26 protein-coding genes are annotated in these 20,060 nt (G+C 70.9%); 8 read left to right on the top strand and 18 right to left on the bottom strand.

Translation table 11 applies throughout. The features are described from left to right. Positions 1-64: 64 nt before the first annotated feature. Complete coding sequence (locus tag BMY74_RS26130) at positions 65-988, top strand: ArsR/SmtB family transcription factor (protein WP_245786364.1); 924 nt, start codon at positions 65-67, stop codon at positions 986-988. Here BMY74_RS26130 and lnt read toward each other — a convergent pair. From lnt to BMY74_RS26105, 5 genes are all read right to left on the bottom strand, one after another. Next, positions 965-2,434, bottom strand: a complete 1,470-nt coding sequence (gene lnt / locus BMY74_RS26125) for an apolipoprotein N-acyltransferase (RefSeq protein WP_245786363.1) — start codon at positions 2,432-2,434, stop codon at positions 965-967. The genes BMY74_RS26130 and lnt overlap by 24 nt on opposite strands. Next, positions 2,421-3,833 (bottom strand): polyprenol phosphomannose-dependent alpha 1,6 mannosyltransferase MptB, encoded by a 1,413-nt coding sequence (gene mptB, locus BMY74_RS26120; RefSeq protein WP_089920581.1) that lies wholly within the window; start codon positions 3,831-3,833, stop codon positions 2,421-2,423. Before mptB ends, lnt begins: the two co-directional genes overlap by 14 nt. Positions 3,834-3,932: 99 nt before the next feature. Next, entirely contained in the window at positions 3,933-5,465 is a 1,533-nt protein-coding gene (locus BMY74_RS26115; RefSeq protein ID WP_218159747.1) for a sigma-70 family RNA polymerase sigma factor, read from the bottom strand. Between the two features lie 405 nt (positions 5,466-5,870). Next, a complete protein-coding gene (locus BMY74_RS26110) occupies positions 5,871-6,638 on the bottom strand; it encodes an SDR family NAD(P)-dependent oxidoreductase (protein WP_089920577.1) in 768 nt (255 codons plus the stop codon). 48 nt (positions 6,639-6,686) lie between these two features. Next, entirely contained in the window at positions 6,687-7,268 is a 582-nt protein-coding gene (locus tag BMY74_RS26105; RefSeq protein WP_089920575.1) for a TetR/AcrR family transcriptional regulator, read from the bottom strand. 53 nt (positions 7,269-7,321) lie between these two features. Between BMY74_RS26105 and BMY74_RS26100 the strand changes: the two genes are divergently transcribed. After that, on the top strand, positions 7,322-8,344 hold the full coding sequence (locus tag BMY74_RS26100) for an alpha/beta hydrolase (protein ID WP_089920573.1): 1,023 nt from the start codon (positions 7,322-7,324) through the stop codon (positions 8,342-8,344). Further along, positions 8,341-8,817 (top strand): GNAT family N-acetyltransferase, encoded by a 477-nt coding sequence (locus tag BMY74_RS26095; protein WP_342718059.1) that lies wholly within the window; start codon positions 8,341-8,343, stop codon positions 8,815-8,817. Before BMY74_RS26100 ends, BMY74_RS26095 begins: the two co-directional genes overlap by 4 nt. Here BMY74_RS26095 and BMY74_RS26090 read toward each other — a convergent pair. Beyond that, positions 8,810-9,649 (bottom strand): MmyB family transcriptional regulator, encoded by an 840-nt coding sequence (locus BMY74_RS26090; RefSeq protein ID WP_089920572.1) that lies wholly within the window; start codon positions 9,647-9,649, stop codon positions 8,810-8,812. The genes BMY74_RS26095 and BMY74_RS26090 overlap by 8 nt on opposite strands. A gap of 99 nt (positions 9,650-9,748) precedes the next feature. On the opposite strand from BMY74_RS26090, the gene BMY74_RS26085 reads away from it, so the two are divergent. After that, positions 9,749-10,498 carry an SDR family oxidoreductase gene (locus tag BMY74_RS26085; RefSeq protein ID WP_089920570.1) on the top strand — a complete coding sequence of 250 codons (750 nt, stop codon included), beginning with the start codon at positions 9,749-9,751 and terminating at the stop codon, positions 10,496-10,498. 40 nt (positions 10,499-10,538) lie between these two features. Here the strand turns inward: BMY74_RS26085 and BMY74_RS45780 are convergent, their stop codons facing one another. The 4 genes from BMY74_RS45780 to BMY74_RS26070 are packed head-to-tail and all read right to left on the bottom strand — an operon-like array spanning position 10,539 to position 12,209. After that, positions 10,539-10,784, bottom strand: a complete 246-nt coding sequence (locus tag BMY74_RS45780; RefSeq protein ID WP_218159746.1) for a hypothetical protein — start codon at positions 10,782-10,784, stop codon at positions 10,539-10,541. A 20-nt stretch (positions 10,785-10,804) separates the two neighbouring features. Continuing rightward, positions 10,805-11,428 (bottom strand): NmrA family NAD(P)-binding protein, encoded by a 624-nt coding sequence (locus BMY74_RS26080; protein WP_218159745.1) that lies wholly within the window; start codon positions 11,426-11,428, stop codon positions 10,805-10,807. Continuing rightward, on the bottom strand, positions 11,425-11,922 hold the full coding sequence (locus BMY74_RS26075) for a PaaI family thioesterase (RefSeq protein WP_089920567.1): 498 nt from the start codon (positions 11,920-11,922) through the stop codon (positions 11,425-11,427). The genes BMY74_RS26080 and BMY74_RS26075 overlap by 4 nt, the downstream gene beginning before the upstream one ends. After that, positions 11,922-12,209 (bottom strand): putative quinol monooxygenase, encoded by a 288-nt coding sequence (locus BMY74_RS26070; protein ID WP_089920565.1) that lies wholly within the window; start codon positions 12,207-12,209, stop codon positions 11,922-11,924. The genes BMY74_RS26075 and BMY74_RS26070 overlap by 1 nt, the downstream gene beginning before the upstream one ends. A gap of 89 nt (positions 12,210-12,298) precedes the next feature. Here BMY74_RS26070 and BMY74_RS46290 point away from each other — a divergent pair, with 89 nt between their 5' ends. Then, positions 12,299-12,799: a winged helix-turn-helix transcriptional regulator gene (locus tag BMY74_RS46290; RefSeq protein WP_245786362.1), complete on the top strand. Its 501-nt coding sequence runs from the start codon at positions 12,299-12,301 to the stop codon at positions 12,797-12,799. Then, positions 12,799-13,458: a GNAT family N-acetyltransferase gene (locus tag BMY74_RS46285; protein ID WP_245786361.1), complete on the top strand. Its 660-nt coding sequence runs from the start codon at positions 12,799-12,801 to the stop codon at positions 13,456-13,458. The genes BMY74_RS46290 and BMY74_RS46285 overlap by 1 nt, the downstream gene beginning before the upstream one ends. 105 nt (positions 13,459-13,563) lie before the next feature. Here the strand turns inward: BMY74_RS46285 and BMY74_RS26060 are convergent, their stop codons facing one another. Next, complete coding sequence (locus BMY74_RS26060; RefSeq protein ID WP_089920563.1) at positions 13,564-13,989, bottom strand: pyridoxamine 5'-phosphate oxidase family protein; 426 nt, start codon at positions 13,987-13,989, stop codon at positions 13,564-13,566. A gap of 84 nt (positions 13,990-14,073) precedes the next feature. Between BMY74_RS26060 and BMY74_RS26055 the strand changes: the two genes are divergently transcribed. Next, complete coding sequence (locus BMY74_RS26055) at positions 14,074-14,430, top strand: 5-carboxymethyl-2-hydroxymuconate Delta-isomerase (RefSeq protein WP_089920561.1); 357 nt, start codon at positions 14,074-14,076, stop codon at positions 14,428-14,430. A 71-nt stretch (positions 14,431-14,501) separates the two neighbouring features. Here the strand turns inward: BMY74_RS26055 and BMY74_RS44325 are convergent, their stop codons facing one another. Then, entirely contained in the window at positions 14,502-14,786 is a 285-nt protein-coding gene (locus BMY74_RS44325; RefSeq protein ID WP_143091710.1) for a hypothetical protein, read from the bottom strand. 113 nt (positions 14,787-14,899) lie between these two features. Between BMY74_RS44325 and BMY74_RS26045 the strand changes: the two genes are divergently transcribed. Next, the gene (locus BMY74_RS26045) at positions 14,900-15,169 is read left to right on the top strand and encodes a hypothetical protein (protein ID WP_177229921.1); all 270 of its coding nucleotides are present in this window, start codon (positions 14,900-14,902) and stop codon (positions 15,167-15,169) included. Between the two features lie 652 nt (positions 15,170-15,821). Here BMY74_RS26045 and BMY74_RS26040 read toward each other — a convergent pair. The 6 genes from BMY74_RS26040 to BMY74_RS26015 form a co-directional block, all read right to left on the bottom strand. Beyond that, a complete protein-coding gene (locus tag BMY74_RS26040) occupies positions 15,822-16,262 on the bottom strand; it encodes a copper resistance CopC family protein (protein ID WP_089920557.1) in 441 nt (146 codons plus the stop codon). Further along, positions 16,259-16,867: a DUF1775 domain-containing protein gene (locus tag BMY74_RS26035; protein ID WP_089920555.1), complete on the bottom strand. Its 609-nt coding sequence runs from the start codon at positions 16,865-16,867 to the stop codon at positions 16,259-16,261. Before BMY74_RS26035 ends, BMY74_RS26040 begins: the two co-directional genes overlap by 4 nt. 65 nt (positions 16,868-16,932) lie before the next feature. After that, positions 16,933-17,517 carry a hypothetical protein gene (locus BMY74_RS26030; protein ID WP_089920553.1) on the bottom strand — a complete coding sequence of 195 codons (585 nt, stop codon included), beginning with the start codon at positions 17,515-17,517 and terminating at the stop codon, positions 16,933-16,935. A gap of 11 nt (positions 17,518-17,528) precedes the next feature. Continuing rightward, positions 17,529-17,969 (bottom strand): hypothetical protein, encoded by a 441-nt coding sequence (locus tag BMY74_RS26025; protein ID WP_143091709.1) that lies wholly within the window; start codon positions 17,967-17,969, stop codon positions 17,529-17,531. 238 nt (positions 17,970-18,207) lie between these two features. After that, entirely contained in the window at positions 18,208-18,954 is a 747-nt protein-coding gene (locus tag BMY74_RS26020) for a lipase family alpha/beta hydrolase (protein WP_218159744.1), read from the bottom strand. Positions 18,955-19,144: 190 nt separating this feature from the next. Further along, positions 19,145-19,933 (bottom strand): DeoR family transcriptional regulator, encoded by a 789-nt coding sequence (locus BMY74_RS26015; RefSeq protein ID WP_177229920.1) that lies wholly within the window; start codon positions 19,931-19,933, stop codon positions 19,145-19,147. Between the last annotated feature and the right edge of the window lie 127 nt (positions 19,934-20,060).

The following is a 20,060-nucleotide window of genomic DNA, read 5'->3' as shown; positions in this document are numbered from 1 at the left end:
GGTTGCTGTGTTGCGCATCCATTTTTCCGACGGTGATCTGGAGCGTACGCAGGTAGCAGAAAGGGTGGATCCGCTCTGGGAAATGGTGTTCAGCCGGCTTCGGCTGACCGAGTCGGACAGCGGGTTGTTGTTGCAGCCGTGGCTGCGCGACATCCTCCGCAACGGCGACCGGCAGGTGATCACGTCCGGCGTTCGGATGCTGTCCGTGCTCGCGCCGCTGGGGCCGTACTTCCCGGACTTCCTCACCCCGCCGGAGGGCGCGCAGGGCCTGGGGAGCGCGCTCGCCGCGATCCGGTCCACACCGCGGCACCGGCTCAAGGAGGAGTTCGGGCGCCTGCAGGACGTGCGGCCGCTCCCGGAGTGGACGCGTCCGCTGGTGGCGGGCGACGGCGAGTCCCTGGTGGAGCTCACCGAGGCGCTCACCCGCTACCACCGCGCGGTGGTCGAGCCCTACACCGACCTGATCGAGGAGGCCGTCGAGACCGACCGCGTGCACCGCAACGGTCTCGCGTGCACGGTGGAGGGTCTGCTGCGGGGCATGTGGCCGTTGATGAACTGGCGGGAACCGGTGCTGGAGGTCCAGTACGCCTACGACCGCGACCTGCACCTCAACGGGCGCGGGCTGCGGCTGGTGCCGTCGTACTTCTGCCGCCGCACCCCCGTCGCGCTCGCCGACCCGGGGCTGCCGCCGACCGTGGTGTACCCGCTGCACCACGACTGGACGTGGCAGCGCCAGATCGCGAGCGGGCGGCGTGAGCAGGGCGCGCTCGCGGCGTTGCTCGGCTCCACCCGCTCGGCCGTGCTGGCGGCGGTCGGCGCCGGGGCCACGACGACCGAGCTCGCGGAACGGCTCGGCGCGTCGCCGTCGTCGGTCAGCCGGCACACGTCCGTCCTGCGGGAGGCCGGGCTGCTGACCACGGAACGGCAGGGGCTGTCCGTGCTGCACCAGCGCACGGTGCTGGGGTCAGCCCTGCTCGGCAGGAACTGAGGACCGGCGGCGCTTCCACAGCCCCAGCGCGCACGCGGCCAGTGCCGCGCCCGTGAGCAGGACGTGGATCGCGCCGCCGAACCTCGTCGCGAAGGTGACGTCCGTCCGCAACGGCACGGTGTCGACCATCAGGTCGTCGGTGAACATCCCGGTCGCCCGCACGACGCTGCCGTCCAGGCGGACCACCGCGCTCACGCCGCTGATCGCCGCCACGACGACCGCGCGCCCGTGCTCGATGGCGCGCAGCCTGGCCATGCCGAGCTGCTGGTAGGTCATCTCGCCGCGGCCGTACCAGGCGTTGTTCGTCGGCACGACCAGCAGCTGCGCGCCCGCGGCCGCGCTTTCGCGCAGCACGTAGTCATAGGCGACCTCGTAGCAGATGCCGACGCCCACACGCGTGCCCGCGATGTCGAGCACGCCGGGTTCGGTGCCCGCGTCGAGGTCGCCCTGATCCGCGAACGGCGTGAAGATGCGGGCCAGCGGGCGCAGCGGGATGTGCTCGGCGAACGGGACGAGCTCCTGCTTCGCGTACGACTGCCCCGCGCCGGTCTTCGGGTCCCACGTGATGACGGAGTTCTTGTTGTCGCGCAACGCGCTCACGAGCGTCGGCACGCCGAGTTCGGCGATGGCGCCGTCGAGCACCGGGTCGCGGTCGCCGGTCCTCGTCGCGCTCTCCGGCCACACCACGAGGTCCGGCTTCGGCAGCGCGCCGCCGCGGACGAGCGCGGCCAGTTCGGCGGTCTTGCGCAGGTGGTTGGCGCGCAGCGTGGCGCCTTCGGACAGCAGGCCGAGACCGATGTCGGGGGCGTTGCCCTGCACGACGGCCACGGTCCGGTCACCGGTCTGGGCCTCGACCGAGATCAGCGGGGTGATCGCGAGGGAGGCGACGACCGGCACCAGCGCCCAGGCGCGGGTCCACCGCGGCAGCCAGGCGGCCAGGCCGAAGCCGGTGAACACCACCGCGAACGTCACGAGCGGCGCGCCCCCGATCACGGCGAGCCGCGCGAACGGGCCGTCGACCTGACCGAACGCGACCCGGCCCCACGGGAAGCCGTTGAACGGGATCAGGCCGCGCAGCGTCTCCTGCAGCACGAACAGCGTCGTGGCCCACACGGGTGCGGCAGGAAGCCTGCTGACCAGTGGGAACAGCGCGCAGACGGCGCAGATAAACAACGCCATCAGCGCGCTGAGCACGAGCCACGGCCACGGGCCGAAGTCGTTGCCGAGGAAGTGCTGGATCCACCACAGGTGCGGCAGGAAGAACGTCAGCCCGAAGGTGAACCCGAGGCCCGCGCTGCGCCGGGCCGTGGCGCCTTTGAGGGCCAGCCACAGCACGACGAACGCGGGTACGGCGAGCCACCAGAGCGTGCGCGGCGGGAAGCTCAGCGCCAGCGCACCGCCGGCCAGGGCCGCCGCGCCGTAGCGGGCGAGGTCAGGCTTGCGCAATGGACACCCTCGCCCGGCGCAGGACGAGGTACGCGCCACCGACCAGGGCGATCCCCACGACGTAGGCGGCGACCAGCTCGGGCACGCGTCCCGTGAAGTTTCCCGCGAGCGGCGGCACCAGCAGCGCGAACACCCCGGCGAGCACGGCGACCCTCGTCCGCCAGATCCCCTCCGGCAGGCACGCGGCGAGCGGCAGCACCGCCCACAGCAGGTACCACGGCTGGATCACCGGCCCCAGCACGACGATCAGACTCATCATCATTCCCAGCGACGTCACCTCGGAGATCCCGCCGCGCAGCTGCCGGTGCACCACCACCGCCACCCCGCACAGGATCAGCACGAGACCTGCGACCCGTGCCGCGGAAATCATCGCCTGACCGCTTTCCGGGCCGAACACCGCACCCGCCAGGTAGCCCGGCCAGTTGGTCGGCGCCATCCAGCTGTTCACCTTGGACGGTGTGCCGAGCGCCTGCACCCAGCCGAAACCGGATCCGCCCGCGAGAGACGTCACGACGGACACCGCGGCCGCCGCCGCGACCATCGCGAACCCGGCGGCGGTGAACCGGACCCAGCCGCCGCCCAGCCTGCGTGCGAGAGCGGTGCCGACGACCGCGAGCGCCACCAGTGCGGGCAGCTTGACCTGTGCGCCCAGCCCGATGAACACGACACCGGCCGTGTACTGCCACCACCTCAGTTCGGGCAACGCCTGCAACGCGACGACAGTGCCGGACAGCATGAGGCCGAGCATCAGCGCGTCGTTGTGGACACCGCCGATGAGATGCCACAGCACCAACGGGTTCATCACGCCGAGCCACAACGCCGTGCGCTCGTTCGTCCCGGCCAGTTCGGCGAGCCTGGGCACCGCCCACACGACCAGCAGCAGGCCCAGCACCGCGGCGAGCCGGTACAGGCCGATGCCCAGCACCGGGTCGCCGCCCGTGACCTCGGTGATCGCGCGTTCGACCGTGCTGAACAACGGGCCGTACGGCGACGGCGTGTCCTGCCAGTAGACGCCGACCCGTGCCACGGCCTCCGCGCTCGCACCGGCCGCCGGGCTCACGGTGTTCGGGTCGAAGCCGTTCGCCGCCACCTCTCCCTGGGCCAGGTAGCTGAAGACGTCACCGCTGAACAACGGCGGTGCGACCAGCAGCGGGGCGCACCACCAGGCCAGCGTCCGGCGCAGCCACGGGGCGTCCGGCCTGGTGCGGCCGAGCAGCGCCCACGTCAGCACGACCAGTCCGGCACCCGCGATCGCCACGCCCAGTGCCACCACACCACCGGCTCTGACGGCCCACGCACCGGCGGTGAGCAGGAGCGCACCGCCGAAACCCGTCCAGCGCAGCAGTTCCGGGGTGTCGGTCGTGACCGCGGTCGGCCAGCGGTAGGTGACGGTCTGCACGGTAGGACAGTGCTTTCCGGACAGATCGTCACGCGTCCGCCTGTGGTCGCGTTCTCACGTACGACCACAGGATGATCTTTTGGTTTTCGGTTTCGCGACTCAACTTCCGGCGAAGTCGTGCGTCATCCACACGGTGCCCTTGGCGTCGCGGACGACGACGATGCCGATGCGGGTGGACGACCTGCTGAGGATGTTCTTGCGGTGGCCGTCGTTCGGCGGCTTCTCGTCGATCATGCCCTGGGTGAGGCCGAGCGCCATCCTGGAGATCGCCTCGACGTCGTCCTTGACCGGCCCGCCCATGCCGACGTTCTCCGCGACCGAGCTCCACTTGACGCCCGCCGCCGTGCTGCGCTCGCCGAGTCCGCTCTCGCCGGAGCACTGGTGCGACAGGCCGCAGCCGTTGCTCATCATGGCCGTCGTGTGGCGTTCCGCGGCGGTGACCAGCGCGGGGTCGATCTTGAGCGGGGCCAGCCCGTCCTTCGCCCTGGTCTCGTTGATCAGCGCCAGGACGCGTTCCTCCGGCGTGGCGACGCGAACGGGCTCGGGCGCCTTGGTCGTCGTGGTGGTGGTCGTGGTCGTCGTGGTGGTCGTCGTGGTGGTGCTCTCCACCGGCTGTGAGGAGGAGGTGGTGAGCGCGAGTGCCTGGGTGGTGGCCGGACCGGCGACCGCGGCGGGCGGGTCGGACGGCATCAGCACCATCGTGCCGACCACGCCGACGAGCCCGCAGACGGCCGCGGCACCCGCGACCGCGAGGACGGGCTTGGCGGTGAGCTTCGCGAACAGGCCCGCGGGTTCGGAGAGGTGCGCGGCCACGTGCGCGACGGGCTCGACGTCACCGAGGTTCTCGAGCAGCCGCGGCAGGTACGCGGCCGGCACGACGAGCAACGCGGCCCCGGTCAGGATGCGCTCGACGGGCATCGCGTCGTCCACCCCGCGGCGGCACCGCCCGCACTCGTCGACGTGCCGCAGGAGCCGCTTGCGCCACAACGGGTTCGGCTCGCCGTTCCACCCCTGCGCGGCCTTCTCCAGCCCAGCGCACCGAGGTTCCATCGACAGCGCCCGCACCAGGTGCCGGATCGTCTCCAGCCGCCCCTTCAACCTGCTGACCCGCACCGTCACCACGTGCGCGTTGAGGTCGAGCGCGTCCGTCACCTCGCCGCGGGACAGCTGCCCGACGCGTTCGAGCGTCCACAACGCCAGCAGCTCGCGGTCGGACGGGTCGAGCCACCGCGCGGCCTCGTCGACCTCCCGCCGCTGCTGCGCGAAGTGCAGCCGCGACAGGGCCGTCTCGACGAATTCGGCCCCGGGATCGGCCCGGTCGTACTCCTCGAGCGGCGCCGGTGCCAGGTCCCGCCGCCGGTGGTGCTCGCGGACCTGGTTGATCGTGACGGCCACCAGCCAGCTGCGGAACCGGTCGGGCTCCCGCAGGGCGTCGAGCCCGCGGATCACCCGGACCATGGTCTCCTGCACGACGTCGTCGACGTCGGAATCGGCGTGCAACGCCCGACCGGCGACGTTGTAGACCAGCGGCAGGCAACCCGCGACCACGGCGTCGAGCGCCGTCCGATCACCGGCCCGCGCGGCCCGCACCTGCTCCGCGTCCACCTGCCCCAGCCACTCCCGACCCGTCACTTCCGCACCCTTCGCCGGCTTGTCCTCGCTCGTCATGGGAGACCGGCGAGTGTCGCCTCAGGTCACAGAAAGCGGGCGGATAGGTGACCGGGGTCACACGCGGCGGGCGGAGTGGGGCGAGGTGCAGGGGTGGGTGGGGTGGGCGTGGCGGACTGGGTGGGCAGGTGGGCGAGGTGGTGCGACAGCCGAGCCGCCCGCGGCAGGAGTGGAGCGGCTGCGGGCGGCCAAGCCGGTGGCCGCCAAGCCCGGCGCGCCTGACCTGGCAGCGCCACGGCGCTGCCGCCCGCCTCCGCCCCGCCGCCGCAGCGCTGCCGCCGCACCTGCGCTGCCCCACCTGCTGCCGCCCACCTGCTGCCGCCCTAACTGCGCCACCCCCACCTGCGCCACCCCCTCAAACCGCCACCCTCAAGCCGCCACCACCGCCACCCCGGTCCGCCCGCCATCCACGTCCAGCACGATCCCGTGCACGAACGCCGCCTCCTCCGACGCCAGGTACACGGCCGCCGCCGCGATCGCGTCCGGGTGTCCCGACCGGCCCGCCGGCGTGCCGTGCATCATCACGTCGGCCGCGGCACGGGTCGCGTCGTCCCAGCCGTCGGAGGCGATCACGCCGGGCGAGATGGCGTTGACCCGGACTCCCCGCGGCCCGAACTCCGACGCCCACGCCCGCGTCAGCGTCTCCATCGCGCCCTTGCTGGTGCTGTAGATCGAGCCGCTCGGCACGCCCAGCCTCGTGATCCACGAGCCGAGGTTGATCACCACGCCTCCGCCCGCCTCGACCATCGCCGGGACCAGGGCCTGGGTCAGGAAGAACGGTGCCTTCACGTTGACGCCGAAGACGCTGTCGAACGTCTCCTCGTCCGTCGTCGCGGTGGAGGAGGGCGGGTAGATGCCGGCGTTGTTCACGAGGACGTCGACCCGGCCCAGGAGTTCCGTCGCCTCGGCGGCGAGGGCGTGGCTGACGGCGGGGGTGCCGTCGAGGTCGGCGCGGACGAAGTCGGCCTCGCCGCCCGCGGCGCGGATCTGCGAGACGACCGCGGCGCCCTTGGACGCGTCGCGGCCGGAGACGACGACGTGGGCGCCTTCCGCGGCGAAGGCGACCGCGATCGCGCGGCCGATGTTGCTGGTGGAACCGGTGACGAGGGCCGTCTTGCCCTCCAGTCGCTGTGTCATGTGCTCGACGGTACGAGCCACTTTTTGGACCAGCAAGTCCAGAAAAACTCAGCCTCGGAGGTGGGCGATCAGGGTGTCCAGGGCGGCTTCGAGGTGGGTGGTGCTGCCGGTCGACATGAGCACCAGCACGCCGCCCTGGATGCCCGCGATGAACGCCGCGGCGACCCGGTCGGGGTCCAGGGCGGGGCGCACCAGGCCCGACTCCTGCATGTCGGCGATCCCCTTGCGGACGTGGTTCTGCCACTGGCCGAGCAGCGTGGTGATCACTTCCCGCGCGCCCGGCGTGCTGCCGACCTCGCCCATCAACGTGCCCAGCGGACAGTGCCGTCCCTGCAGGCGGTAGCGCGTCACGATGGACTCGCGCCAGCGGTCCCAGGCCGCCCACGACGTGAGTGCGCCCAGGTGCGGCTGCTGGTCCTCCAGGACGCGGGAGGCCTCGTAGCGGGCCACGGCGAGGAAGAGCTCCTCCTTGCCGTCGGGGAAGTAGTGGAAGATCTGGCTCTTGCTCGTGCCGGTGATGGCGCGGATGTCGTCCAGGGTCACGCCGACGGGCTCGTCGCTGCGCAGGTAGGCCGCGGCGCCCTCGATGATGCGCTGCCTGGTGGCGCGGCCCTTCGTCGTCAAAGCCATGGGTCGATGCTAATTTTTCTGGACTGGCGAGTCCACTGTGGTTGACTGGCGCCATGCTGCCCTGGGAGGGACCACTGGCCGGCCGGCTCGACCGGCACACCGTCGACTCCGCGTTGTTGCGGGACAACCCGCTCGGCGATCCGCACCAACGGCCGTTGTGGGTGTACGTGCCGCCGGGCTACGACGAGAGCGCTGAGCGCTATCCCGCCGTGTACATGATCCAGGGTTACACCGGGCATCTGCAGATGTGGGCGAACCGCACGCCGTTCCGCCAGCCGTTCATCGAGACGGCGGACGCGGTGTTCGCGAACGGGGCCCCGGGCTGTGTGGTCGTGTACGTCGACGCGTGGACGTCCTACGGTGGCTCGCAGTTCGTCGACTCCCCCGGCACCGGGCGCTACCACTCGTACCTGTGCGACGAGATCGTGCCGTGGGTGGACGCGCACTACCGCACGATCCCGGACCGGGAGTCGCGGGCGATCGCCGGCAAGTCGTCGGGCGGGTTCGGCGCGATGATCACGCCGATGCTGCGGCCGGACCTGTTCGGCGGGTTGGCCACGCACGCCGGTGACGCGCTCTACGAGCTCTGCTACCTCGCGGACTTCGGCAAGGCCGCACGGGCGTTGCGCGGCTACGACCACGACATCCGGAAGTGGTGGGAGGACTTCACCACGCGCACGGCGTTCACGAAGCCCGCGGACATGGACCTGCTCGGGATCTACGGTGTGGCGGCGTGCTTCTCGGCGAACGAGGACGGCACGCCCGAGCTGCCGTTCGACGCCGTCACCGGCGCGCCGAGGCCCGAGGTGTGGCAGCGCTGGCTCGACTGGGACCCCGTGCGGATGGTGCCGGCGCACGCCGACGCCGTCCGGTCCCTCCGGGCGGTGTGGATCGACGCGGGCACGCGGGACGAGTACTTCCTCGACCTGGGTGCCGAGGCGTTCCGCAAGGAGATCGCCCGGGCCGGGCTTCCCGACGAGCGGGTGCACTTCGAGCTCTTCGACGCGGGCCACGGCGCGATCGACTTCCGATATCCCCTCTCGCTGGCCTGGCTCGCGACTAGGCTGGCTCGATGATCCGTGAAGTGGCGTTGCGCGGCCTCGAGGATGCTGATCTCGACGTGCTGTTCGAGTTCATGCGCGATCCCGAGGCGGTCCGGATGGCCGCGTTCACCGCGGAGGACCCGGACGACCGCGCGGCGTTCGACGCGCACATGCGCAGGATCCGGGCCAACCCCGAAACCTTCAACCAGGTCATCCTCGGTGACGGTGTGGTCGTGGGCTCCATCGCGAGCTTCGTGCTGGACGGCGACACCGAGATCACCTACTGGATCGACCGGTTGGTCTGGGGCCAGGGCGTCGCCGGCCGCGCGGTCGCGTTGCTGCTCGAGCACGTCACCACCCGGCCGTTGCACGCCCGCGCCGCCAGTGACAACGCGGCGTCGCTGCGGGTGCTGACCAGGGCGGGCTTCCGGCCGGTCGGCACCGACGTCGGCTATGCGAACGCGCGCAAAGCCGAGATCGAGGAGACGATCCTCGTCCTCAGCTGACGAACGTCTCCGTGCCCAGCACGCCGAGCAGTTGCAGCTTCTCGAACGCCTCGGTGCGCGGCGGCGCGGTCAGCACGAGCAGCGCCTGCGTCTGGTCCTCGGTGAGCAAGGCCTGGCAGTCCACCTCGATCTCGCCGAGCTGCGGGTGCACGAGCACCTTGTGGTCCTCGAACCGCTTGCCCACCTCGTGCAGCTCCCACAACGCCGCGAACTCCGCGCTCTCCTTCAGCAGCGCCTGGACGAGCTCGCCCGCCCGTGACTGCGCGCCCATCGAGGCGTAGGCGGCACGCAGGGTCGCGACCTGGGCGCGGCCCTGCCGCTCGCGGTCCTGTTCCCGGTAGACCAGCCGCTCGCCGGGGTGGGTGAACCAGCGGTAGATCCCGCTGCGAGCCAGTCCGGTGAAGTGCGAGGAGTCGCCGTACAGCGCCTCGGCGAACCGGTTCTGCACCAGCACCTCGCTGAGGTTCGACAGGATCAGCGCAGGCGTGTCGTTCAGTCGGTCGAGCACCCGTTGCAACGCGGGCGCGACGTGAGTCGGCACGGCGGAGCGCGCGGGGGCGTTGCGGCCCGCGACGCGGAACAGGTAGTCGCGTTCCTCGACGCTCAGCCGCAACGCCCTGGCGAGCGCGGCCAGCATCTGCTCGCTCGGCTGCGGGCCGCGTTGCTGTTCCAGGCGCGTGTAGTAGTCCGTGGACATCGTGGCCAGCGCCGCGACCTCCTCGCGCCTCAGCCCCCGTGCCCGCCTGCGCGCCCCCGCCGGCAGGCCGACGTCCTCCGGCCTCAGTTCCTCCCGGCGGCGGCGGAGGAATGCCGCGAGTTCGACCCGATCCATGGGTCCAGTATCCGTGGACCGGGGACGCGAACCAGGGACTGCCGATCCCCCGACAAGGGCTCTCTGCCGCGAGATCGGCGATCGGCAGACATTGGGTGCATGCAGATCACCGGAAACACCGTCTTCATCCCCGGCGCCACCAGCGGTCTCGGCCTGGCGCTCGCCCTCGCCCTGCGCGAGCGCGGCAACACCGTGATCGTGGGCGGCCGGCGCACCGAGCTGCTCGAGAAGATCGCCGCCGAGAACCCCGGTGTCGAGACCGTCCGCATCGACACCGCCGACCCCGCGAGCGTCGAGGCCGCGTCCAAGGACGTCCTCGCCCGCTTCCCGTCGGTCAACGTCCTGATCACGATGGCCGGCATCATGCGCGTCGAGGACTGGCACCGCCCCGAGTCGTTCCTGGAGTCCGCCGAGAGCGTCGTGACCACGAACGTGCTCGGCCCGATCCGCCTGATCGCCGCGTTCGTCGAGCACCTCCAGGCGCAGCCGGACGCCACGATCATGACCGTCTCGTCCGGGCTCGCCTTCACTCCGCTGACGATCACGCCGAGCTACAACGCGTCCAAGGCCGCCATCCACATGCTCAGCGAGTCGCTGCGCCTGCAGCTCGCCGACACGTCGGTGAAGGTCGTGGAGCTGGAGCCACCGGCCGTGCGGTCGGACCTGCTGCCGGGCCACAAGGAGAACGAGCAGGCCATGCCGCTCGACGAGTTCATCACCGAGGTCGTGGAACTCATCGAGACGCAACCCGACGCCCGCGAGATCCAGGTCGAGCGCGTGAAGTTCCTGCGCTACGGCGAGGCGCGCGGCGACTACGACCAGGTCGTCGCGGCGATCAACGGGCACTGAGGCGGACGGGGTGCCGGGGACGTCGGTCCCCGGCACCCGCTCACAGGGTCCGGGCGAACTCGCGGAACGTCAGCGGAGCACGGCCGATGAGGCGCGCCAACGCGCCCAGGTCGGCCTTCATCGTCGAGCCGTGCACCGCGACCCGTTCGGCGACGGCCGTGATGCGCCCGGCCATGTCGGCGTTGACGAAATCCTCCACTTCGGACAGTGCCACCAACTCCTCGCGCCACCGCTCGGCGGAGACCGGCTCGAACCGGACGGGCCTGCCCCACTGCTCGGCCAGCACCGCCGCGATCTCGTGGTGGGTCAGCTCCTCCGCCCCCAGGGGTGGCAGACCAGGCCGTCGAACCTCTCGGAGTGCAGGAGCGCGGCCACCGCGAGCTCCGCGGCGTCACGCCCGTTGATCCAGGCGACGGGGCCCTCACCGAAGCAGTTGCGGATCACGCCCTCCTCCCGCGCGGACCGCCCGTGCAGTGCGGGGACGTTCTGGTGGAACGCCGCCGCCACACGCAGGACCAGCAGGTCGAGTCCTGCCCACCGGAGGACCTCCTCCGCGAGCCACTGATCGCGTCCGCGGCCGCTGGGGTGCCCGGGATGAGCGGTTCCCATGGACATCACGACCGTGCGGGGCGAGGCACCGGACTCCCTTGCCGCAGCGGCGAAATTGGCGGCGGCGCCGATCACCCCGGCGTCGATCGGGTACGTGAAGTAGGCCTGTGCGACGCCTTCCAGCGCGGGCACGATGCCGCGGCGGTCCTGCAGGTCACCGATCACCACCTCGGCGCCGATCGCTTCGAGGGCCTCCGTGCGGTCACCGCGGGTGCGGGCGAGCACGCGGACGTCCCTGCCCTCCTCGCGCAGCCGTCGCACCACGTGGGCGCCGGTACCGCCGTGACGGCCGGTGACGCCGGTGACGAGGATCGAGGTCACCTCCCCACCTCCTGGATCAGGCAGGTGCTGGTCGCGGTGGCGAGCAGGCGTCCGGCGCCGTCGACGAGCCGTGCCTCGGCGAGCGCCGTGCGCCTGCCGTGGTGCACGAGGTTCCCGAGGCAGGTGATCGTGCCGGTGTCCGTCCTGATCGGACGGAGGAACCGCACGGCCAGGTCGAGGCTCGTGTACCCGGTCCCCGCGGGCAGTGCGGAGTGGACGGCGCAGCCCGCCGCGGTGTCGAGCATCGTGGCGTGGATGCCGCCGTGCACGGACCCGATCGGGTTGTAGTGGAACTCCTGCGGATCCAGCTCGAAGGTGACCGAGCCCTTGTCCACGGACACCATGCGGGCGCCGACGAGCTGGGCGACGGGTGGTGGCGGGATCTCGCCGGAGGCGATGCCGCGCAGGAAGTCCAGGCCGTCGAGCCGCCTGGCCAGTGCGGCGGTCGTGCGCGGGTCGGTCCAGGTGACCGTCCGCGTGCGTTCGTCCGGCATCAGGCGACGGTGCCCTTCATGAGCCAGGTCGGGCCCTCGGCGTACGTGCTCGCCTCGGCGAAGAACGCCCCGAAGTGCGGACCGCTCGCGTGGGCGTTGAACGCGTCGACGTCGGCGTAGACCTCGTTGAGGTAGAAGAGGTCCGGGTTCTCCTCGTCCGCGATGACCTCGAACCGCAGCGAGCCGGGCTCGTTCGCGAGGGAGTCCGCCGCAGTCTTGCGCGCGACCTCCACGAAGTCCTCCCGGTGGGCGGGATCGACGGTGAACGACACCAGGAACTGGTACATGGCGGCCCTCTCTCGGAATCGGCAGTTCATTCACTGAACTGGCCGAACCGTAGCACGGGGAGTTCAGTGAATGAACTACAGTGGGAGCCATGGCACTGCCCAGCACCTACGCGGACCGCAACTGCTCCCTGGCGCGAGCGCTGGAGATCGTCGGCGAGCGGTGGACGTTGCTGATCGTCCGCGACGCGTTCTTCGGCATCCGCCGGTTCGGCGACTTCGCCTCGCAGCTCGGCATCCCGCGCGCGGTCCTGACCAACCGCCTGAAGTTCCTCGTGCAGGAGAACGTGCTCGAACGCGTCGACGGCGAGTACCTGCTCACCGCCAAGGGCCTGCGGCTCTGGCCGGTGCTGCGGGCGATGATGGCCTGGGGCGACGAGCACTACTCCCCCGGCGGCGCGCGGCGCACGTTCCGGCACGACGCCGACGGCGGTCTGCTCGACACCGGCGACCGCTGTTCCACCTGCGGCGAGGTCGTGTCCGCACCGGACGTCCGCATCGAGCCCGGCCCCGGATTCGACCCCGGCAACGCCACCCCCGACCCCGTGTCCGCCCTGCTGAACACCCCGCGCCGACTCCTGGAGCCGCTGTAGTGCACCCCCTCGACGACCCCGCCCGCTCGGCCCTGACCGGACCGCACGCCCGGTTCGCCGAGCACAAGGGCACCGTGCTGCGCTACCCGTCCGACATGTCGCCCTTCATCGCCATGCCGCCGGACCCGACCGATGCCGACTGGCTCACCCTCGCGGCACTGGACCCGCGTCCGACGGTGACCGGCCTCGAACCGCCGGACGGCTGGCAGGTCGAGGCGCGGTTGTCGTTGCGGCAGTACGTCGGCGAGGACGTCGCGGCGGCACCGGAACCCGAGGCCGTCCGGCTGTCCACTTCGGACGTCCCGGAGATGATCGCCCTGGTGGAGTTGACGAAACCGGGCCCGTTCCTGCCCCGCACCATCGAGATGGGCACGTACCTGGGCATCCGGCGCGAAGGCAGGCTGGTGGCGATGGCCGGGGAACGCCTCCACGTGCCCGGCCACACCGAGATCAGCGCCGTCTGCACGCACCCGGACGCGGCCGGGCAGGCCTTGGGCACGAGGCTGCTGCTGGCCGTCGCGCACGGCATCCGGGAGCGCGGCGAGACGCCGTTCCTGCACGTGCTGACGTCCAACACCGGGGCCGTCCGGCTGTACGAGAGGCTCGGCTTCCGCCTGCGCCTGGAGACCGAACTGCTGGTGCTCAACCCCGGCACGTGAGTTCAGCGACGGCGCAGGGCGGGCCGCGGTGTCGGCGGCGTGCGGGGACCGATGATCGCCGAGGTGACGGCCGGGTGTTCCTCGTGCCGCGACGTGCGATCCCGCTCAGTAGCTGAACCGGCGCACTTCCTCCGGGTGCAGCACGAGGCGGACCTGGTCCGCGTCGAGGATCTCCGCGAGGTCCCCGGCACGGGACGGGTCGCCCAGGTCCCAGTAGCGGGCGGCAAGGCGCTCGGCGAGGTCGTGCGCACCGGTGGTCTCCACCTCGACGCGACCCGCGACCGACACCCAGCGCTCGCGTTCCGCCACCGGGGCGGCGACGACGAGCGAGGCACGGGGGTCGCGGCGCAGCCGGCGCACCTTGAGCGAGTCCGGGGCGGTGAACAGCTCGATCGTGCCGGCGGCCGTGGCCTCGAACCAGACCGGCCGGGGCTGGGCGGGCACCGGCCCCGCCGCCACGGACAGGAACCCGTGCAGCGGGCGGCGCAGGAACTCGAGGTCGTCGGCGTTCAGCGCGGTGTCGGCGGTCATGAGATCCACTCTGCCCCAGCGGCGGACGGCACGCAGGGCTCGCCCGGCTTCCGGCGCCACGCCGTGTTCTCGTAGGTTGGGGCCATGCCTCAGATCACCGTCGAGTACTCCGCCGAACTGGGCGGGGCGCTCGACCGCCGCGCCCTCGCGCTCGCCCTGCACCGGACCGTCGGGCCGCTGGTCAGCGCGGAGGTCGAGGCGGTCAAGACGCGGTTCCGGCAGATCGAGGAGTCGGTGATCGGCGACGGCTCCCCCGCGGCGATGGTCCACGTCAGGATCGGGCTGCTGACCGGCCGGTCCGTCGAGCTCAAGCAGGAGGTCGGGCGGGTGGGCATCGGACTTGTCCGCGACCACCTCAAGCCGGTCGAGGGGCTGCCGACCCAGTTGACGCTCGAGGTTTACGACATGGACCGCGACCAGTACCAGAAGGTCGTCGTGTGACATAGGTGTTGCGCTGAACTGCGGAAATACGTCTTCACGCAGCGCCAGCGGCAACACCACGACCGCGACCATCAAGCCTGCGACGAGGTCTCCAGGGTGTGGCGGTGACCCAGTCCGCCTCGACCGGCAGGACGGCTCTCACGCGGAGTCCTCGCGCTGCTGGGCCAGCAGCTCGTTCTGCGGGCTCTCCCCTCCTCGGGAGGATCGACCACCACACCGTGCCACCCGGCCAGCCGACGCAGGTTGGCCAGGTCCGCTCCGTGCACCTCAGCGGCGTACACGTCCTCCTGCGCCACGGCGAGGCGCACGGCCTCCTGGGCCTGACCGACGCGCAGGCTCTCCTCGAACCCGTCCACGAAACCACGACCTGCCGAAGCGACGAAGTGGGACGTGTGTGACCGGTGCTCGGAACGGGTAGTGAAGCTCGACGAGTACCACCACCGCGAGGTCCGGCTCACGAGGAACGATCATGAACACGTGCACCGCCCAGGCGCGAGCCGGCACCACCGCCTCCGACGTCGTCGCCGGTCAGTGGTTCTGGCACGAGCCCTGGCCCGGCTACCGAGTACCGCTCCGGGTCGCCGCGACCAGCCGGCATGGTCGTACCGTCCGCATCCTCACCACCGACCCGGATCGCGAAGTCGTGCAGTACCGCCTTGATCGTCCCGTTCGCCTCTTCGAGGACGAGGACTGGGGTACCTCGTTGAGCGGGGTTCTGCCGCTCGACGAGGTCGCCTGAGTCCTTCGGGGGGCGACCTCAGTCGATCCCAGGGCAGCGGTGGTGATCAGTTGTCCTGCGCCGTGCGGACGAGTGGCAGGTGCAAGGTGAAGGTCGGCACGTCCGGGCCCGACTCGTCGAGGACGATGTCCCCGCCGTGAGCCCGGGCCATCTCCCGGCTGAGGTAGAGCCCCAGTCCGTGATCTGCGCGCCTCGTCCTGCCCTCCCCGGCTCCGGAAAGGCACCACGACCACCGAGCACCGTGACCTGTCGCATCGATCCGGCATGCTCGCTCACCGCTCCCGCTGTCTGCATGGTCGTCGGTGCCCTCCTGGCTCCGGAGATCCTCGGGGCGTCATGCCGTTCGATCCACTGCGAACCGTCCACTGCGGACCGTCCGTGCGTTGGCCTTGCGGGACACGGCCGTCACGGTCGAACCGATCGCCGGGCGTCCGTACGGGGTGTCCGGCGGAGGTATGGCGAAGTAGTCACGGCGTGGATGTGGCCGCATACCGACGTGCGAGTTCGCGGCACGCCTCGACGAGCACGGGGCGGGCGCCGCGGCACCCTCGCGCAGAACCCGTCGGCGACCCCGGCTCGGGTAGGCGATGCGCCCGAGCGCCCTGGCCGCCGTGATCGAGGTGGGGCGTCCGGCCTCACCCCGTCGACCACCTCAGCGTCGAGCCAGCCGGTAGGCCGTTGCCGCCACGGCGACGACCGCCGACCCGATCAGGAGCCAGCTCCACCACGGGGGCGAAGCACGGTCTCGGAGCACGAACCGGTACTCCCCCTTCAGCGGCACGCCGTCCGGAGGCGTCAGCTCGTAGCTCACCAGGTAGTCCCCGGCCGGCATCGCGGGGCGCAGCGGCACGGCCAGCACGGTGTCGTCAGCGCCGATCATCGGCTCGGTCCACTGCCGGCCACCCCCGGTCACGGCGATCGAGTAGGGACCGGCGCCGGCGATGGTCCGGTCGAAGGTCAACCGCAGGATCTGCGGCGCGACCGAGATCGTCGAGTCCTCCGCCGGGGTGGCGTTGACCAGAGCGGGCGACGCGGAGGCGGGTGGTGCCAGGCAGAGAAGGAGAAAGGACAGCACCAGCAGCACGCGCGTCATGAGATCCCCTTGCGGCGGAGGAGGACGAACCCGCTGACGGCCAGCAGCAGACCCACGGCCAGCAGACCCACCACCGCCGCCCAGGGCACGTCGGCCCCGGTGGCGAGGGTGGCGTGGTGGCCGTGCCCGGAAGGCTCGGCGAGCGCCACCACCGGTGCCGGACGGCCCGGTTGGTCGTCCCACCTCACGCTGCTGCCGTCGGAGAGGAACTGGGTGGCGGGAACCAGGACGTGGTCGGCGTCGGCGGGCAGCGGCCCGAGGGTGAGGCCGAAGTCCTCGTAGTGCTCGTTCCCGCCGGGGATTCCGCTGTCCGAGCGGGCTGTCCAGACGACGGAGGTGACGACACCGCCGTCGCCGCGCCGCACCGCGGCGTCCCATCCGGGAACAGGACGGGTGCGCGCGGTCGTGATGCCGAAAGCAGGCGAGAGGGTGACTTCGAAGCGTGTGGTCGACGACATCTCCTCGTTCGGCACGCGCAACACGACGGTGCCGTGCCCGCCCTTCTCCGGAGGGCCGTCCGGAGCGTGTGCGGTCACGTGGGCGGAGGCGGTGGCTGTGCCCAGTGCGAACAACACGGTCAGGCACGCGAGCGACTTGATCAGCATGGTGGACCTCGCGGGACGAGGGGCCCCGGCCGGGAGAGTGCCGGGGCCCCGGTGGACGACGGGACTCAGCAGACCGCGTTGACCTGCTCGGATCGGATGTCCCACGCCTGACCCTTGGTCTGGCCCTCGACGCTGCCGTTCACGTACCAGTAGTAGTGGCCGTAGTAGCGGCTGCCGAAGTGGATCTCCCACGTGCCGTTGACACGCGACTTCTGCTTCGACGCGTAGATGTTCACCTTCTTGCGGGGCGCGATCTCCTGGCGGACCTCGTCGGTCTTCGTCTCCGAGAACGACCACTCGCGGGAGTAGCTCACCTTGATCGACGCCGTGAAGATCTCGCCGAGTTCCACGCTGCCGCTGATCTCCACACCGAACGTGTTCTTCGTGCCGGTGGTCGCGGAGTAGTTGATGACCCTGGTCATCAGGCCACTCGTGCAGTTGGTCCCGCTGCCCGCCAGCTGGCGGGAACCGCTGAAGATCTCCATGGCGCCGTAGGGCTTGAACTGGCAGTAGTCCGCGCTCGTGCACCTGTACATGAGTTCCTGCACGGTCGGTTGGCCGGCGTGCGTGGCATTCGCGGCCGGCAGGGCCGTGAACATGGCGGCGACCGCCATCGCCAGTGCCGCCAGGACCTTGCTCCTGCTGATCATGTCGTGCTCCTTCAGCTCAGGCCGATTCGGGAGGTGCGGTACCCGGCGAAGGTGAGGTCCGGGTGGTTGGCCTGGAACGGACCGTCGCGGTTGCCGTCCTCGCGGTAGAGCCAGATCCAGCAGGTCGAGAACGCCTGCGCGGAGTTGACCCGGTTGCGCCACGAACTGCTGTTGAGCGCCAGGAAGTGGTCGACCCTGTCGTTCTTCGGGCACGGCTGCGGCACCCAGATCGTGAGCATGTCGCCGGTGTAGTCGGTGCCGGTGTAGATGCGGGCACCGATGACGTCCGAGCTCTTGCGGACGCTGTTCGCGCCGGTGCAGCCGAACTTGCCCGTGCTGAAGGAGAAGTCGCACTGCTGTGCCGCGCTGGCCGCGCCCGCGGGCAGCAGACCGGAGATCGCGGCGCTCACGGCCAGCACGGCCGCGACTTTCCGCGAGAACATCGTTTTCATACCACTGAACCCTTCTGCAGAACACTTGCAGGGGATCCGGCACGGAATTGCCTGCCCCACGGAGACCGAAGCCCGAATTGCGGACAACGCGTTCCGATTCGTCAATTCCCACTGGATCAGATCTCGGCCACTCCATTCACCGGAGATCTGTGGCGAACATTAGCGAGACGGCGGCGGCGATCTCCACGGAAGTGCCGTCCACCGAAACAAGAACTCGCCGGCCGATGTCGGATGCCGGTCAGCCCCTGAAGCAGTCCAGCGTGATCTGCCTGCCCTGCAGGGCGTCCTGGACACCGCTGTACACCGCTCCGTCGAACGGCATCCCGAGGTGCACCACGGCGCGGTACGGGCACTGCGACTGGACCAGGACGTTCGTGGCGCCGTCGCTCATCCGGGCGTTGTCGATCGGTCGCACGAGCGCGTCGAAGCCGGTGTAGAGGTTGGTGTAGCGCACCGCGCCGACCGTGTCGTCGCCCGCGTTCAGACCCTCCAGGAAGGTCGATCCCACCTTCATCTGCTGACAGGCGACGATCCTCAGGCAGTCGCCGCCCCCGAAGAAGTCGGCGATGTTCGCGACGACGGTGCCGCGGTTCGGCGCCGACAGGTTGACCAGGTTGGCGACCTCACGAGCACCGCCCTCGTTCTTGATGTACTGCCGTGCGACCAGACCGCCTTGCGAATGCGCGACGAGGTCCACCTGGCTCGCGCCGGCAGCGGCGCGGACGTTGTCGACGAACCTGTCGAGATCACGTGCCGAGACGCGGATGTCGGCCGTACCGAGTCCGGTGAGCTGGAAGACCGCGACCCGGCGTCCGTCCGCACGAAGCCGGCCGGCGAGTGGTTCGTAGAAGAAGGCGGGTCCGAAGGTGCCCGCCACGACGACGACCGGACGCTCGGTGGCGGCGGTGGCGGTGGCGGGAAGCGCTGAGATGGCGCAGGCGACCACCAGAGAAGAAATGCAGACCGCGGAGATTCGTCGAACCACAAGGCCTCCTTGCCCAGGAACGAGGAAACGCCGTAAATCCCACATTCGGCAGAGTGCGGGAGAAAAGAGATCGGCGAGTGCGTTCCGGACGCTAACAAGGCCTGCCGGGCAGAAGAGCCCGCGTTTCACCCAGCGGCACAACTTCGCGCACCGCATTCGTGCCGCCGCCCCGGAAAGGCGCTCCGCCGGGTCAGGTGACGGCGAAGATCCGAAGCCCGGCCGCGCGCAGCGGTCCGGCCACCGCTTCGTCGAGGGCCTGGCCGGTGATGCAGGCGTCGACGTGGTCGAGCGAGCACACCAGGTGGTCCCCCGGCGCGTCGAAGGCGTCGGGCGGGACGACGACGATGCCCCTCCTGGCCGCGAAAGCGGCGCGGCGACGGGCGAAGGCCTCGGGTTCCGTGCGCGCGAGGATTCCCTCGACACTGACGCCCGCGCACCCGAGCACCGCGAGATCCGCGTCGACCTCGGTCTCGCGATCGGGGACGACTCGGTGGGTCGCGTCCAGGGTGCCGGTGGGCACGACGACGGTGAACCGGTCGGAGTGGCCGGCGAACGGCTCGAGCGCCCGGAGCGACTCGGTGTGCACCACGACGCCGGACAGGTCGCGCCGGGAGACGAGCGCCTCGGCGACGGCGCGGATGCCGGGGGCGTGGTCGAGGACGAGAACGTCACCGCTGCGGACGAACGCGGCCACCGTGGTGCCCACCGCGGGGTCGGCCCAGTCGGCACGTGCCCGTCGCGACGGGACGGCCGTGCCGGGGGTGGCCGAGCCGGAGGTGGCGGCCGCTCCCCCGCGAACCCGGTGCAGCGCGCCGCACTCCTCGAGCGACCGCAGGTCCTGGCGGATCGTCACCTCGGAGACTCCGAGGTCGTGCGCGAGCGGGCGCACCTGGACGAACCCGAGCCGGTGGACCAGCGCGACGATGCGCTGCCGCCGTTCGGTGACGGTGAGGTCGCCTGGTGCCTGCCCGGTGGCCACAGCCTCTCCTCCCCGTCGTTCCGTCCCCGCCGACCGCACGAGCCTTCACATTCGAAGGCCGGGATGTTGAAAACTAAATGTACACTGGGTGAGCGGAGTCTCCAGGACGCTCACGGCCCGTGGCGGC

Origin of the sequence: Lentzea albida, assembly GCF_900111005.1 — a bacterium.
GTDB classification, from domain to species: Bacteria; Actinomycetota; Actinomycetes; order Mycobacteriales; family Pseudonocardiaceae; genus Lentzea; species Lentzea albida.
This window is presented reverse-complemented; position numbering and strand designations above follow the sequence as displayed.